Origin of the sequence: Desulforegula conservatrix Mb1Pa (assembly GCF_000426225.1) — a bacterium.
Classification (GTDB): Bacteria; Desulfobacterota; Desulfobacteria; order Desulfobacterales; family Desulforegulaceae; genus Desulforegula; species Desulforegula conservatrix.
On record NZ_AUEY01000049.1, the window covers coordinates 1 to 16,196 of the forward strand.

General features: G+C 42.4%; 12 protein-coding genes. 4 read left to right on the forward strand and 8 right to left on the reverse strand.

What is annotated here, in order from left to right:
- Positions 1 to 176, reverse strand: a 176-nt coding sequence (locus K245_RS24785) for a transposase (RefSeq protein WP_035277398.1), incomplete at its 3' end; no start/stop codon positions are given.
- A 908-nt stretch (positions 177 to 1,084) separates the two neighbouring features.
- On the opposite strand from K245_RS24785, the gene K245_RS24790 reads away from it, so the two are divergent.
- A complete protein-coding gene (locus tag K245_RS24790; protein WP_035277396.1) occupies positions 1,085 to 2,905 on the forward strand; it encodes a DEAD/DEAH box helicase in 1,821 nt (606 codons plus the stop codon).
- A gap of 201 nt (positions 2,906 to 3,106) precedes the next feature.
- Entirely contained in the window at positions 3,107 to 5,251 is a 2,145-nt protein-coding gene (locus tag K245_RS0115105) for a CHASE2 domain-containing protein (RefSeq protein ID WP_027359905.1), read from the forward strand.
- Positions 5,252 to 5,659: 408 nt separating this feature from the next.
- Here K245_RS0115105 and K245_RS0115110 read toward each other — a convergent pair whose 3' ends face one another.
- From K245_RS0115110 to K245_RS28070, 6 genes are all read right to left on the reverse strand, one after another.
- Positions 5,660 to 6,901, reverse strand: a complete 1,242-nt coding sequence (locus tag K245_RS0115110) for a NupC/NupG family nucleoside CNT transporter (protein ID WP_027359906.1) — start codon at positions 6,899 to 6,901, stop codon at positions 5,660 to 5,662.
- Positions 6,902 to 7,539: 638 nt separating this feature from the next.
- Positions 7,540 to 8,058: a lipocalin family protein gene (locus tag K245_RS0115115; protein ID WP_027359907.1), complete on the reverse strand. Its 519-nt coding sequence runs from the start codon at positions 8,056 to 8,058 to the stop codon at positions 7,540 to 7,542.
- Between the two features lie 528 nt (positions 8,059 to 8,586).
- Positions 8,587 to 10,122, reverse strand: coding sequence for a methyl-accepting chemotaxis protein (locus K245_RS0115120; protein ID WP_027359908.1), 1,536 nt, complete (start codon positions 10,120 to 10,122; stop codon positions 8,587 to 8,589).
- Between the two features lie 112 nt (positions 10,123 to 10,234).
- Positions 10,235 to 10,945: a type 1 glutamine amidotransferase gene (locus tag K245_RS26795; protein WP_051284189.1), complete on the reverse strand. Its 711-nt coding sequence runs from the start codon at positions 10,943 to 10,945 to the stop codon at positions 10,235 to 10,237.
- A 39-nt stretch (positions 10,946 to 10,984) separates the two neighbouring features.
- Positions 10,985 to 12,325, reverse strand: coding sequence for an EAL domain-containing protein (locus K245_RS0115130; RefSeq protein ID WP_051284190.1), 1,341 nt, complete (start codon positions 12,323 to 12,325; stop codon positions 10,985 to 10,987).
- Complete coding sequence (locus K245_RS28070) at positions 12,303 to 12,515, reverse strand: hypothetical protein (protein ID WP_027359910.1); 213 nt, start codon at positions 12,513 to 12,515, stop codon at positions 12,303 to 12,305. Before K245_RS28070 ends, K245_RS0115130 begins: the two co-directional genes overlap by 23 nt.
- Before the next feature lie 87 nt (positions 12,516 to 12,602).
- Between K245_RS28070 and K245_RS0115140 the strand changes: the two genes are divergently transcribed.
- Positions 12,603 to 13,343: an arginase family protein gene (locus K245_RS0115140; protein WP_027359911.1), complete on the forward strand. Its 741-nt coding sequence runs from the start codon at positions 12,603 to 12,605 to the stop codon at positions 13,341 to 13,343.
- Positions 13,344 to 13,841: 498 nt separating this feature from the next.
- Here K245_RS0115140 and radA read toward each other — a convergent pair whose 3' ends face one another.
- Positions 13,842 to 15,251: a DNA repair protein RadA gene (radA, locus tag K245_RS0115150; RefSeq protein WP_084156337.1), complete on the reverse strand. Its 1,410-nt coding sequence runs from the start codon at positions 15,249 to 15,251 to the stop codon at positions 13,842 to 13,844.
- A 140-nt stretch (positions 15,252 to 15,391) separates the two neighbouring features.
- On the opposite strand from radA, the gene K245_RS0115155 reads away from it, so the two are divergent.
- Positions 15,392 to 16,177: a histidinol-phosphatase gene (locus K245_RS0115155; RefSeq protein WP_198013899.1), complete on the forward strand. Its 786-nt coding sequence runs from the start codon at positions 15,392 to 15,394 to the stop codon at positions 16,175 to 16,177.
- The last annotated feature ends 19 nt before the right edge of the window (positions 16,178 to 16,196 follow it).

The following is a 16,196-nucleotide window of genomic DNA, read 5'->3' on the forward strand; positions in this document are numbered from 1 at the left end:
TACAGATCTCTTGATTTGAGCTCGCAAAATTTCGAACCGCCGCAATTCGGACAACTAAAACCATGCGGCCATCTAAGTCTGAATAATGAGTCTTGGCACTTATCTTCGGTCCCATATTCGGACAGGAATTCGTGAATACTCTTTCCTTTTTGAAATTGGATCATATTTTTTGCCATGCTACACCTCCATCATATCTGGATAATCTTTCACATGCCTTAAGATAAGCATGGCGGAGTAAAAATGGTAATCAAATTATGTAAAAAGGTTTTTCCAAACATTTCACAAAAACCTTTCATGCTGTTGAATATCAGTATTCTGGAGTCAAAACCAGCAGCATTTTTATAAGCGATATCTGAGCACAAAAAGAATAATCCAACAAATCCAAAAGTTTTTTGCTAAGCTTTTTTTCAAAAAAGCGACCTTTAAAAGCCCGTTTCATGAATAAATACAATATTTTTATCAAATAATATTTTTTTTACTTGACAGTCAGACCATTTACCCCTCTTATAGGCGTCGGATGCAAATCCGTTTAAGAGATTTTGGTATAGGTTAGTAATCAAGTTCATGGAGTACGCTTAAAAAAGCGGCCTGCGCAGTCATCTGAAATGCCCAAAGTGCATATTCAGCCCTTCTGACAGGAATCCCGAAGTTGCGAGCCAGCCCTGAAATCTTTTGAAATTGTAAGGCTAATCGAGGGATTCTTTAGAGCATTTCGTTCATATGATCTTCAAGATTAGCCTTGATTCGGACTCGTATAAAAGTCCGTCACCTGAAAAAGGCAATTTCGCCTCTTAAGGTGCAGGGTGGAGCCATCTGATACAATTCGGATGGCTGGGGTAAGGGATTTCCTTTTTGCTATAATCAAATTTTATATTCTGCCATTTTGGACAGGCCTTTAAGCCATATCTAAATGGTTTTGTGTTGCCTTTTTTCTCTGAAAAATATTTTTTCAGGAATACGGCCAAAACACAGCGGAATTATTTATCAGCAGAAATTTTTCTCTATTTCCTGAAAAAGTAACGCATAGACTTTTTACGACGCCTTCAGAATAAATCTTTATAAAGCAGTACAGGAAAAAAATTTAATGGTCACTTTTGAAAACATTGGAATCTCCGAAAACATTCTCAAAGCAGTTAAAGAACTCGGGTTTGAAAAGCCCATGCCTATTCAGGAGAAAGTAATTCCAATACTTCTTGAAAAACCGGGCGACCTTGTAGGACTTGCCCAGACAGGAACAGGTAAAACAGCTGCGTTTGGCCTTCCTATAATACAGCTTGCAGATCCGGATAAGAAATACACCCAGGCGATCATACTTGCGCCTACACGTGAACTTTGCCTCCAGATCACAGGCGACCTCAAGAAATTTGCCAAATATATCCCTAAACTTAATATAGAAGCGGTTTATGGCGGCGCTGACATAGAAAAACAGATCAGAGCGATTAAAAAAGGCGCCCACGTAATAGTTGCAACTCCAGGCAGAATGAACGACCTGCTTAATTATAAAAAGGTTATTGATCTTTCATCCCTTGAAACAGTCGTACTCGATGAAGCTGATGAAATGCTGAACATGGGATTCAGGGATGAGCTTGACGCTATTCTTGACCAGACTCCTAAAACCAAAAATGTTCTCCTTTTTTCCGCGACAATGCCAAGGGAAGTTCTCGAAATATCAAGCAACTACATGACCAAGCCGATCGAGATCACCATCGGTGTTCAGAACGCAGGCTCAGACAATGTCGAGCATGCTTACTACAGAGTTCATGTAAGGGACAGATATCTTGCACTCAAACGTGTTGTTGACTTTTATCCTGGCATGTACAGCATAATTTTCTGCAGAACACGCGAAGAAACCAAGGATGTTGCGGACAAGCTGATCCAGGACGGATACAATGCAGACGCTCTCCATGGTGATCTTTCCCAGAATCAGCGTGAATCAATAATGAACAGATTCAGAATCAAACATCTCCAGATACTTGTCGCAACAGATGTTGCAGCTCGTGGTCTTGACGTGAAAGATATCTCACATGTCATCAATTTCAATCTTCCTGATGATGATGATGTTTATAATCACAGAAGTGGAAGAACAGGACGCGCAGGACAGAAAGGCGTGGCAATATCCCTTGTTTCTGAGAGAGAATACCGCAGAATCAGGCAGATAGAATCAAAAATCAAAAGAAAATTCACTAAGTGCAAGATTCATAATGGAACTGAAATATGTGAGAATCAGCTTCTTCACATGATAGACAAACTTCAGGCCACAAACACAGACCATAAGGCACTGGAAGCTGCCCTTCCCAAGATACAGGCAAAACTTGAGCATCTTGAAAGGGAAGACCTGATAAAGCTTTTCGTTTCCATGGAATTCAGCAGACTTCTTGAATATTACAGAGATGCACGTGATCTTAATCCGGCTGAAGAAAGATCAAGAACAACCAGAAATGAAGGTGCAGTGAGAACTGACAGAGCGCCAAGAAATTACGCCCAGGCTGACAAGAGCAACAAAAGAGCCGAGGAAGGTTTCATCAGATACAGCATTAACCTTGGCTACAAAGATAATCTTACTCCAGCTGAACTGATCGGCCTTATCAACAGATGCACAAGAAGAAGAAACATAGACATAGGCAAGATAGACCTTATGAATACATCATCATTCTTTGAGATTGATCATAAATCAGCGCCTACCATTCTGAACGCATTCAAAGGAATGGAATACAACAACAGAGCTGTAGTAGTTCAGGTTTCCTCTGATGCACCGCCACAGGCAGCTGCCACCAGATCAAGAAAAGGAGCTCCTGCCAATGACAACAGCAACAGATGGCAGCAGAAAAAAAGCCCTTATTCAAATGATGAGAGACCTCAGCAGAGATCATCACGCAAGTCCTCATACCAGAGAGCTGAAGCCTAAATATATAGATATAGCTATATAGATTAAAAAATAGAAATATAGAGTTAAGCATTAAAAACCCCTTTCTATCCCAGAAAGGGGTTTTTGTTTTTTCAACTCCCACTTGAAATTCGTCCAAAAATTCCACATAGTAAACCTCTCGACCTGTCATTCATTGTCACCATAATATAGATACTCACAACCTGAAAGAGAGCAAAAACCATGTTTTATTACTCGGTAAAATCAGGAACCAAGGCTCTAAATGCTATTGTAATAGGTATTGCGGCTTCCATAATATCACTGCTCCTGCTCTTTTCAGGATGGACCGAGGGAATAGAAGCAAAAACATGGGACTGGAGAGTCAAACTTTTTGCCAAGCCCGGAATTGCAACAGAAAGAATCGCAGTCATTCTGCTTGACCAGAACAGCCTGGACTGGGCATCCAAGGAAAATGCCTGGCCTTGGCCATGGCCAAGGGTTGCTTACGGAGCTATCCTGGAATTCCTGAATCGCGGGGGAGCATCTGCCGCTGCACTCGATGTGCTTTTCACAGAACCGTCATCCTATGGCCCTGACGATGACCAGGCTCTTGTGGCTGGATGCAAAACCTTGGGGAAAGTCGCTGGTGCAGCAGGCCTTGGCACTGAAGGAAATACTTCAGTATGGCCTGAGAAAGCAAAAAATCCTGAAATAAAGATAACTGGATCAAAGACCTCCGAACTTGTTGAAAAGCTGACTAAAAAATTTGCGACATTCCCCCACCCTGATGTTGCCGAAGGCTTCAAAATAATAGCAAATGTTGATCAGAACCCGGATTCTGACGGAATATACCGAAGAGTTGAACCCATCAAGTTTTTTGGGGGCAAACCAATGCCCCTTCTTGGCTTTTCAGCTTTCATTGCGTCCCTTGATAATGAAGCTGAGATCAAGGCGGAAGGTAACAAGCTCAAAATTCTAAATCATAAAATCCCCATAGACAAGGATGGTAAGACTATCCTCAGATTCAGAGGGAAATCAGGCACCCATAAAATTTACAGTGCAGCTGCCATAATAAGATCAGAGATTCAGATCAGAAATGGTGAAAAGCCCCAGCTTGACCCGGCTGTTTTCAAGGATAAATTTATTTTTTTCGGATTCAGCGCCAAAGGCCTTTTTGACAACAAGCCAGTTCCTGTAAGCGAAGCTTATCCTGGAGTTGAGGTTAACGCCACTTTCCTTGACAATCTGCTTTCCGGCGATTTCATCAAAGGAACACCAAGAATATATGACGTGTGTTTCATCCTCTTAATGATTCTAACCTGCTCATTCACGCTCACATTTTTCAAATCTCCTGTAAAAAGTCTTCTGCTTGCAATGATTTTTGCAGCCATTCCTGGAGGCCTTTGCCTTGTCTCATACGAGGCCGGATATTGGACACAGTTTGTAATCCCTGAAATTGCGGTAATAATCACAGTGACTCTTTCCCTTGTGGTAAATTTTGCAACAGAAGGAGTTCACAAACAATTCATAAAGAACGCATTCCAGCAATATCTCAACCCTGCGGTAATCGAACAGATCCTGCAAAACCCGGACAAACTTAAACTTGGCGGTGTAAAGCGCGAGCTTTCCATCTTCTTTTCTGATGTCCAGGGCTTTACCACAATATCAGAATCCTTAGATCCTGAGGCACTTACTGCCCTTCTGAACGATTATCTTTCCGCCATGACAGATATAATCCATGAAGAAGGCGGAACAGTGGACAAATACGAAGGAGACGCGATCATCGCCTTCTGGAACGCTCCGCTCGATGTGCCTGATCATGCATACAGAGCCGTGAAAGCAGCTCTGCGCTGTCAGACAAGACTTGCGGAACTGCGCCCTGTTTACAAGCAGAGAACAGGCAAGGATCTTTACATGCGAGTCGGTCTCAACACAGGATTTGCAGTTGTTGGAAACATGGGCTCAAAGGACAGATTCGACTACACCATGCTCGGTGACTCAGTAAACCTTGCGGCAAGGCTTGAAGGCGTTAACAAGGAATTCGGAACCTACACTATGGTTTCGGCAGAGACAATGAAACAGGCTGGTGATTCCTTTGGATTCAGGGAACTTGGCCGAGTTGCCGTTGTTGGTAAAAAAGAAGCCGTCGTCATATATGAACCCATGGAAAAACCAGAATTCGAAGAAAAATCCAAAACAGTCGAAACCTTTCTTAAAGGTCTTGACTACTATTATTCAGGAGATTTTGACTCGGCAATATCAATTTTTTCAGGCATAAAATCGATTGATCCTCCAGCTTCCAAATACATCAGCAAATGCGGGGAACTGAAAGAATCAGGAATGTCATCAGATGGCTGGACTGGCGTATGGGTGATGACTTCAAAATAATCTCTGCGAGGATGTGTTTCAAAAGATGATTTGCATGCTCTAGGTTGATCGCTTATTTAAAGGTTCTGTCCCCGTTAAGTGTGGAATATTTTATCATTCCAATAACTAACTAATACTTTAAATAAAAAGCGGCCTCCGGAGGGTCGCTTTTTGAAAAAAGCTCCGCAAAAACTTTCAGGTAATTAGAGAGTGCATGTACAACTTTAGAGCATTTGCGTCTGATAATAATAAAAACATAAAGTTTTGAGGGGACTTAAGGAACTTTTTACAAAAAGTTCCCCAAAGATCCAGAAGTCCAAAAAGGATTATTATTTCGCTTTTCAACATATAGGGGGAAGATAGCCAAATTTTTTGATAATTAGATCAAACACACAAATGATCAACCATTGATTTGGAAATCTTGAAAAATCATTGAATCAGCCCGACAACGGCTCCAATCATGCAGGTAGATAAGGTTCCCGCAAATATAGATCTCATTCCAAGCTCGACTATCTCGTCCCTTCTTTCAGGAACCATGGCTCCCATTCCGCCTATCATTATGCCAAGACTTCCCAAATTTGCAAATCCGCAGAGTGCATATGTCATAATAAGCCTGCTTCTCTCACAAAGAGAGCCTTCAGGCAAAGCGGCCATATCAAGGTAAGCAACGAACTCATTCAGAACAGTTTTTGTTCCAAGCAGCATTCCTGCTGTCTGGGCTTCGTACCAGGGAATGCCAATGAGCCATGCCATGGGAGCCATTATATAACCAAGGATTCTCTGGAGTGTGACAGGCTGTCCTGCAAGCTCCGGTAAAAATCCAAGTATCTGGTTTGCAAGATGAACCAGGGCAACGAGAACAACAAGCATGGCAATAATATTGATCAGAAGATTTATTCCTTCTGCCGTGCCTTTAGTAATTGCATCCATCGCGCTCATAGACAGCTGCGGCGGAGTTATGTCTCCTTCGGTTGGAGCCTTTGTTTCAGGAACCATTATCTGAGATATCATTATTGCTGCTGGAATACTTATGAGAGAAGCCACAAGTATATGTCCCAATACGTCAGGAACTTTATTTTTTAGAATACTCGCGTATAGGATCATAACAGTGCCTGCAATCCCGGCCATGCCGCAGGTCATGGTCACAAAAAGCTCGCTCCTTGACATATCTTTAAGGTACGGCTTTACAAAAAGCGGGGACTCTATCATTCCAAGAAAAACATTGGCCGCAGCGCCAAGACCGACAGCCCCGCCTATTCCCAGAGTTTTTCTGAGTACATACGAAAAAGCCCTGACAACAAGAGGAAGAACCTTCCAGTAAAACAAAAGAGACGACAGGGCACTCACGACAAGAACAAGCACCAGCCCTCTGAAGCCCAGGATATAAGACAGTCCCGAAACTTTTTCGTCAAAAGGGAGCGTTCCTCCTCCAAGATATCCGAAAACAAAAGAAGTTCCCGCAGTAGTGGCTGTTTCAAGCGCAATGACAGCCTTATCCAGATAATGGAGAAAGTCCTTTATTAAAGGAATTTTAAGGATAAGAAAGGCCATGAAAAACTGAAGTAAAAAACCTGACACAATTCCTCTTAAACTGATCCTGTGCCTGTTTTCACTAAAAATCCAGGCAATGAAAAGAATTGCAACAAGCCCGAGAACGCCCTGAAATCTCATTTATTTACAATCCTGCTGTTTGAATTTTGGATAACCGATAAAAAAATTAAACGAAACTATTCACCAAATATGAGATTAAACCTTTTAAAAGAACGCTTTTTTGAAAAAAAGCTTAGCAAAAAACTTCAGGTTTTGGATTTGTTGCTTGGATCCATAGCGCATGGCTTTTTAAAAACGGCTATGTTGCCGTTAACTGTGTAATGCTTTATTATTCCAATAACTAACTAATACTTTCAATAAAAAAGCAGCCTCCGGCGGGTCGCTTTTTGGAAAAAGCTCCGCAAAAACTTTCAGGTAATTAGAGAGTGCATGCACAACTTTAGAGCATTTGCGTCTGATAACAATAAAAACATAAGGTTTTGAGGGGACTTAAGGAACTTTTTACAAAAAGTTCTCCCAAGATCCAGAATCAAAAAAAAATACTATTTCGTTTTTCAACATCTAAGGGAAGCATAGCCTTAAAAAATATCATAATAAAATTCTTGCGAAACATTTGGGAAACATTTTTTTACAAAAAGGGTTTTCCAAAAATAACGCCCTTCCTAAAAAAAGCGAACTGAATGGTTTCAATACAACAAACCTTAAATGAAACAAATCATACAAAAAGGCGAATATCATGAAAAAGAATTCCCGCCAAATTACTTTGATTCCTGTTTCACCTGAATCAAGGAACTGACATCAAATCCCAATTTTTTTGCCTTTAAAATCAGATCATCTTTTATCTTTTTATCAAGAAAAGGCTTTTTTGAGAGTATCCACAAATACGACCTGTCAGGTCCGCATACAAGGGCGTACTCGTATTTTTCCTTATCCAGTGCAATTATGTGATATCCGCCGTAAAATGGCCTGAAAAAACTAACCTTAAGACTTCCGGTGGAGGGATCTGAGACAAAATAAGCCCGCCCTTCCACTTCCTTCCATTCATTTTTAATAGGATCGAAACCGCGGTTTACGACTTTCACACCCCCATCATCCATCTGCGAATACTCTGCACTTATATTTATAAGACCTCTTTCAAAAGAATGGTCAAGACGTGCAATTTCATACCAAGTCCCAAGATATCTGCTTATTTCAAAGCCTGTCACAGGCAAGATGCCTTTAGGGACAGATGAACATCCACAAAAAAATATTAAAACAGCTATAATCAACTTTCTCATATCTGCTCCAGGTAGAGTGTTAAAAAACAAGGCTTGAAAGAAAATGAAACAAAATAGGGTGTAGGGGGCTGGTCAAAGAAAAATCAATAATACGTTCATGCTTATAAATCAAGCCGGATTCTCTTGGGGCAGGCAAATCATCTTGATGGCTGGAAATGCAGGGACTTTTATTACAAAAGCCCCTACACACTGATCAATCAATTTAAAAACATTTGGGCACCTCTAAAAATTGCCTTTTTGCGCGTTAGCTGCGTCAGCGTCGTACTCGAATCCTCATTTATACCGCATAAACTCCGGTTCTCCGTGCGCCGCTTCCTTGCTACCACATCAAAAATACTAATTTTTAGAGGCACCCATTCAATGAAGACGGACTCGCAAAAAGTCAAATAAAGGCGCCGGCGTCAAGCCGGACTTATCCGGCATCTTTGTAATTTCTATCACTTCCGGATTCCGGCCTGCGCCGGAATGACGAAAATCAAACTTTTTACGACCTTGTCAATGAAGACATGGGACAAAAAAAGACAAGGTTCATATATCAAGCAGATTCTCAAAATTCACATCAGCCCCAAGCACACCAACCAGAAAACCATTCCTGAAAACAGGCACGGAAACTGTCATGCAATAAGAATCTGTTGCAGCCGATCTATAAACATCTGAAATATATGCCTTGTTTGTTTCCTTAACTCTTCTGAACCATTCCCTGGTGCTCCAGTTCCTGCCAGCTGAACTTAAGCCTGATTCAGCTTTTTCCCTGTCCCTGAAAATATTGGCAGAAATCTGAATCCCTTTCCCATCAGTGAGATAAACAAGCTCAATATAAGGATATAATAGAATTTTTTCAGATATTTTTCTGTTCACATTAACTGTCATTGAAACAATATCAGGATCAGAAGCCATTTCTGTAACCACAGCCTCGACTTTTCTGTATTGAGGGAGAATAAATGAACCGGCTGATTCAAGCTGTTTCTCGGCAAGGGTTCTTATTCTGTCCGCAGAATCAGAAAGTTTCCGGCTCTCAATTGCTCCTGAGCGACCCGCATCCGCAATTTCAGCAATTCCGGACAACATTGCAGAAACAGCCTTTTCCTGGTCATTTACAGACATCAGGACAGATTCAAGCTGACCATGAAACCCCGAATGCTCTATCCCAACGCCGCAAAGAGCAGAATCAGCATCCTTGCTGACCTCAAGACCTGAAGCCACGCACTCTTTTACATGCCTGACCGAAACCGCTGTGGTTTCAATCAGTTCGCTTATATTCATCAGGGTTTTCTTAATTTCCGAAGCCGCCTGCCCTGATTTTCCTGAAAGCTGTCTGATCTCCTGGGCAATAACCCCGAAGCCGGCCCCATATTTTCCTGCCCGTCCTGCTTCAATAAATGCATTTAAAGAAAGAAGCCCGGTGGTTTCAGAAATATCTGAAATACTGTCAATTATTAAACCGATGTTTTTAGAGCTTTCCTCAAGATTGAAAATTGCGGAAGAAAGTCCGGCCATATCCCTGTCAATTGCTTTCATTCTGTCAAAAGATGAGCTTGTCAGGTTTCTTGCCCTCGAAATCTCGCCGACAATATGCCCTGACTTTTCAAGGGCAGCGCCTGCACTTTCAGACGAAATACGCATTCCTTCGGAAAGATTTTTGCACGATGCTTCGATCTCTTCACCTTTTTTTCCAAGTGTCTCGGCTGATGACAGAACCTTCCCGGAAATAAGGTGCATCCCCGGAGCAACAGAGGCAAGCCCCACGGTCTGTCTTGTCAGATCCGTGATAAATCCGTTGAGTTTTTTAAATACAAGATTAAGACCTTTTGTGACAATGCTTGCCGGCCCCCTACCCGGCATTATGAATTCATCGCCAAGATCCCATCTTGAATTCAGGGAATTAAGGATGCTTTCTGCGGCATCATATTGAATGGCTTTCCTGGCTTTTCTATTTTTGCCGAATATATCCAGGCCATTTTGAATACTTTTTCTTAGCGACTTAAATTCAGAAACATTTTTTTCTGATAAGCTTGAATCAGATTCCAGGCTATTTTCTTCATTCATAAAAAGCACGTCAGTCATAATATTTCCTCTTAAAACCTAAAACTTTAAACAAACACTTTGCATATATGGATTTAGAAATCCTTGCACAGACCTATTCAGACTACGCCCAAATCCCCATGTATTTGATGCTTCAGCCCCATTTCTGATCACACAGGCCGTTCTTGTTTTCGCAGGCTGCTATCTTAAAAAAATTGAAAAGAAACTGCCTCGAAATATTCTTGTATTCGGAATAAAAAACTCTGAATTCTTCAAGCTTGTCAGATTCTCCTCCTGAGAGAGCGGCCCAATCAGCCACTATAAAAGGAGTCACTTCAGGATGAAACTGCACGCCGTAAACATTTTGTCCGAGCTTAAAAGCCTGGAAAGTGCATTTCGTTGATACTGCAAGAACTTTTGTATCGAGCGGAGGTATAAATGAATCCGCATGCCATCCGAAAGCGGGCCATGATGAAGGAATTTCATTGAAGATTGGATCTTTTTTGCCATCAGAAGTAAGATCAACGGGCACACATCCTTTCTCACCGTAAAGGTCTTTTTTTAATTCCCCTCCGCATACCTTTGCCAGAAGCTGACCGCCAAGACATATGCCGAGAAACGGGATATCCTCTTCAGCTGCTTTTTTGATCCATCTGCAGACAGTTCTGATATACGGGAACCTCACATCATCATCCGCGCCCATGATTCCACCAAGCACAAGCAGAGCGACGGCATCTTCGGGCATTTCATCCGAAAATTCTGATTCCCATGCCTTCCAGAGATGAAAATCGAGACCAGACTCTTCAATTATCCCTTTAATTCTTCCCAAGGGTACCATGGGATCATTCTGTATTATATGGATCATTTAAGCCCTCCTTAATATCAGAAGTCAGTTAATTCTTAGCTATCCCCTGGAATCAACGTCACAGCAAAAAACCCTCGCTCCTTCCGGCGATTCAAACATGACTGAAAGGGTTATGCAAACAGCCTCGCCAGTTATTGACATATAAGGTCGTGTTACCTGAAGCTGCTCGGGATGAAGCACAGCTCTTCTCAGGTAATGCCTTCTGAACCAGTCTGCGCTTCTTGCGTCATGGAGAGGAATGAACCTTGGGTCTGATTTGTTAACAGATCGCGGAGATACGATGGTGGGGCCAATCTGAAGTCCTGAAGGATCAAGAAGATAACATCTTATTACGGATTCATGCATAAAAAGATTCATGCATGATTCCTCAAGACTTTTACCAAGCCGGCACTCATTCACTGCCTGGCAAAAAAGACGCCTGTAATCCTCATATTTTGTCTGTATATTCGAGTGGTTCTGAAAACTTGTTTTTTTAAATTTGGTGAAAAGGCTCTCAAAATCATGGGAACTTAAGGCAACTGTTTCAAGATTTGTTGTTGGTTTTGCAAAAAAATATCCCTGAACAAAATCCACATCCGATTCAATGGCAATGAAGGCCTGTTCTTCGGTTTCGATACCTTCCACAAGAACAAGGGAACCTGACTGATGGAGAAGATCGACAATCCCAGGAAGCATCTGTCTTATTCGTGGCTGATTTCCAGCCCTTGTTATCATCCCCTGTTCGAGCTTGACAATATGGGGATGCATGGACCATACCCTCTCAAAATTGGAATGGCCTGCACCGAAATCATCCACTGCAAGGAGGCAACCTGTTTCCCTGTAATAATTGATTGATGCTTCAAGTGCTTTTGAGTCGGCCTCGGGTTCTTCCACAAGCTCAACCACCACACGGTGGGGAGCTATTTTTGCTTCATCCAGCATACCCTTGAAAAAAGGGCCGAATTCAGAACCATGGATCATGACATATGGCGCTATGTTTAAAAATAGCCAGTTAACCTCATCACCAATACGCATGAAGTTTTTTGCGTGTATGTATCTGCAAAGCCGATCAAGCAGAACCACTTGCCAGGGTTCCATGGATTTGCCGAAAAGCATGGCAGGACTCACAGGAATTCCGTCCTTGCCCTTTGGCCTCAAAAGGGCCTCGTATCCGACTATTCTTTTATGGGCAAGACTGAAGATGGGCTGAAACGCCGAATCAAGAAGATATGATTCGAATAAACCGATTGTTCTGCCTTCATGCTCAACACAATTAAGGGAGACAGATTTCAGACTCAAGTCACGTTTTTGTAGGTTTTTATTAGCTTGAAATCCTTTTTCAGCTTCAAAAAGTTTTGTAGAATAATTCATTGATTTATCAAATAATATCTGTTCCAACATACTGTTCCCCTTGTTTATCCGATTGAATATTCGAGGCATCGGAATGAAAGGCCATCTTGTCAAATACCAAACCTGCCATTCCATAAAGCAAGGACAGTACCAAAATATTAATAGCTAATTTTATCAGATATTTATTTTTTACAATTGGGTTTCTTGCCATCAAACATGAAACAATTTTGTAAAATATCATATATATCCTGATACAAATCTGTATTATACATGATCAGAATAATAACAGCATGCTCATTTCCTTTTACAAATAACAAAAAGGTGAAACATGAAGGTATTTTTCCATGATGATTTCTACCAGGTTTACACATCTGAACCAGCTGCGGAACAAGGAAGAATGGAATCCATTGTCAAGGCCATTTCACCAATCGTATCTTTCAAGCAGGCCATACCTGCGCTAATTGATGATATAGAACTGGCTCATACCCAAAAGCATATAGCTGAGGTCAAAAGCGAAGGACTGTACGACATTGCGGCCCTTGCAGCAGGCGCAACCATCCAGGCCGCAAAAACAGGCCTCACTGAACCGTCCTTTGCCCTGGTCAGGCCACCGGGACACCATGCATCATCAGACAGCTGCTGGGGTTTCTGCTATTTCTCAAATATGGCCATAGCCATGCTATTATTAAAGAACGAGGGACTTATCCAGACCGCCCTTGTCCTTGACATTGACCTGCATTTTGGGGACGGTACGGCCAATATTCTCGATCCTCACGGCTGGGTAAAGGTTTATAATCCTCCTGAACGCAAGCGCGAAAAATACATGCAGAACACAGAAAAACTTCTTTCTGAAATTGATGTGGATATCATAGGAATATCAGCTGGATTTGATCATCACGTCGATGACTGGGGCAAAATGCTCGAAACAGATGATTATTTTTCTATAGCTAAAATGGTAAAAGCCGCTGCTAAAAAAAGCGGAGGAGGATATTTTGCCGTTCTTGAAGGCGGGTATAACCATGCTGTGCTTGGGCAAAACGCAAGGGCACTGATTGAAGGAATGATGTAAGAATTCGACTTGGAGTGACTTTACCACAAATGCAGGATTGCCTTGTTTGGTTAAATTGCCGCAAAAAAGGCCGATTCGTGGGTCGGACTAGAGCGTCCTTTGCTCGTAATCCGACATTGATCCGAATGCCTTGTATGGTTAATTTGCCATCAAAACAAGAGTGATGCATAGGTCGGATTAGGACGCCCTTTGTCCGTAATCCGACGTTAAGCCGGGTGCCGGCGAGGTATTATAACCCAGCCGAAAAAAGTAAGGCGAAGCTTCTGACTCTGACAATTATACAGTTGATAGGACAAGTGCCGGCGGGTCGCTTTTTGAAAAAAGCTCCGCAAAAACTTTTAAGTGCTTTAAACGATGGCAAGGTCGCAAAAAGTCAGAAAAGGCATCAGCGTCATGCCGGACTTGATCCAGCATTCAGTTATTTCAGACACTTCTGGATTTCGGCCTACTCCGGAATGACGGAATCGGAGTTTTTGAGACTCCAGCAAAATTAAAGAGTCATGAAAAAATCTGAGTCAGAGCTTCTGACAAATTCGAAACGCCGACCACTTCTATTCCATTAGCCTGAACAGTTCTTTTTGCATTGGACATGGGAACAATACATTTTGTAAAGCCCATCTTCTTTGCCTCTGAGATTCTCTGATCTATATGGCTCACAGCCCTTATTTCCCCTGTCAGCCCTATTTCTCCTATCACAACCGTTCCCTGAGGTATGGGCCTGTCAAGGAAACTTGATGCAGCTGCTGCTGCTATGCTCAAATCAGTCGAAGGTTCATCAACCTTTACACCGCCTGCGACATTCATGAATATGTCGTGTCCCATCAGATTTAGCCCTGCCCTTTTCTCAAGAACAGCAACGATCATGGCAACTCGATTTGAGTCAAGTCCGAGAATTGTTCTTCTCGGGGTTCCGTACGCGGTATTGCTTGCAAGTCCCTGAACTTCCACAAGAACCGGCCTTGTCCCTTCCATGCTCGCAGTAACTGATGAGCCAGGTGCGTTTTCAGGTCTTTCGGATAAAAATACGGCTGAAGGATTTGGAACTTCTTCAAGACCCTTTTCACCCATTTCAAAAACGCCTATTTCATTTGTCGAGCCGAACCGGTTCTTTACAGCCCTCAGTATTCTGAAAACGTGATTCCTGTCACCCTCAAAATACAGGACTGTATCAACCATATGTTCCATGAGCCTTGGCCCGGCGATGGCTCCGTCTTTTGTAACATGACCGATAAGAAATATTGGAATTCCTGACTTCTTGGCCATGATCATGAGTTTCATGGTTGATTCGCGTACCTGGGTAATGCTTCCCGGAGCAGACGGAACAGTGCTGTTATACATTGTCTGAATTGAATCTATGACAAGAACAGCAGGCTTTTCCTGCTCAGCTACACCAAGGATGATATCCACATCAATTTCAGATACAAGCAGAATCCCCTCCCTGCCAGCACCAAGCCTGCTTCCCCTCATCCTTATCTGGCGCGCGGATTCTTCGCCTGATACATAAAGAACCCTGCCTCCGCCTGATGCCAGACCGCAAAGAGCCTGAAGCATCAGCGTGGATTTTCCAATTCCAGGATCGCCGCCAATCAAAACAAGAGACCCAGGAACGATACCTCCACCAAGAACTCTGTCAAATTCACCAATGCCTGTAAGAACTCGCTGGTCATCGTTTTCCTCAACATCTGTGATTGAAGTTACTGTAACAGAAGATATTTTTAGGGAATCAGCCTTGCCAGTTTTTGTCTCTTCTGCGAATGCGTCCCATTCACCGCATTCAGGGCATTTCCCGAGCCATTTCAGGGAGTCGTATCCGCAGCTTCTACAACGATATATAGTCTTGCCTTTTTTCACAGTTGTGGGTTCCGTATTATCTGTTATGATCGTGTCTTTAAAGGCTAACAGCAACATTATCCGTTTCGCATTCAAGATGATACCAAGGCGGCAAGGAGGAAGCCCCGGAGGCGTACGTTGTTTGTACGTCGAGGAGCTGGCGACGATGCCAACACAGGTAGCGCTCTGAATGCGGAATGGATAAACATAGAGGTCAAATGATCGATTACCACATTCACACATCCCTGTGCAATCACGCAAGGGGCAGAATGGAAGATTATATTCTGCGCGCAATTAAAAAAGGGCTGATTGAAATCTGCTTCATGGATCACCTCACCTTGCAGGGAGCAGGTGCGGCAAACACCATGCAGCCAGGGGAAGTTCCCCTTTACTTTCAGTCAATCCAGGTTTTAAAGGAAAAATACGCGGATAAAATCAGCATAAAAGCAGGCCTTGAAGTTGACTTTGACGAGAACCTTGTGGAAGAGATTGAAAATCTCACGAATATATTCGCTTTTGATGCAATCGGAGCATCAGTGCATTTTTCAGGCGGCCTGAATCTGGCAAGCAGAAAAAGCAGGAATGCCGTAGAGGCCGGGAATGCCACGAATATTATTAAATCCTATATTGAAAAACTTGACAGAATGCTTGATTTTGACTTCTTTGATATAATATGCCATATTGATCTCCCAAAAAAGTTCATGGGCAAGGCTTTTTCTGTTTTTCCTTCTGTCCTTCCAGTCCTGAAAAAAACAGCTGAAAAAGGCAAGGCGATTGAAATCAACACAAGCGGATTTTATCATCCCTGTGGTGAATTTTATCCTGAAGAAGCAATCCTGTCGGAGTGCTTCAGGCTTGGCATTCCTGTTACACTTGGCTCAGATTCTCACAGCCCCGAGGAAACAGGAAGAGACCATGAGCTTGCGCTTAAAATGGCAAAGAATGCCGGATACGAAAAATTATGTACTTTCAAAAAAAGAAAAATGAATCTCATAAACTGCTGATTCAGTAATTGGGGATTAT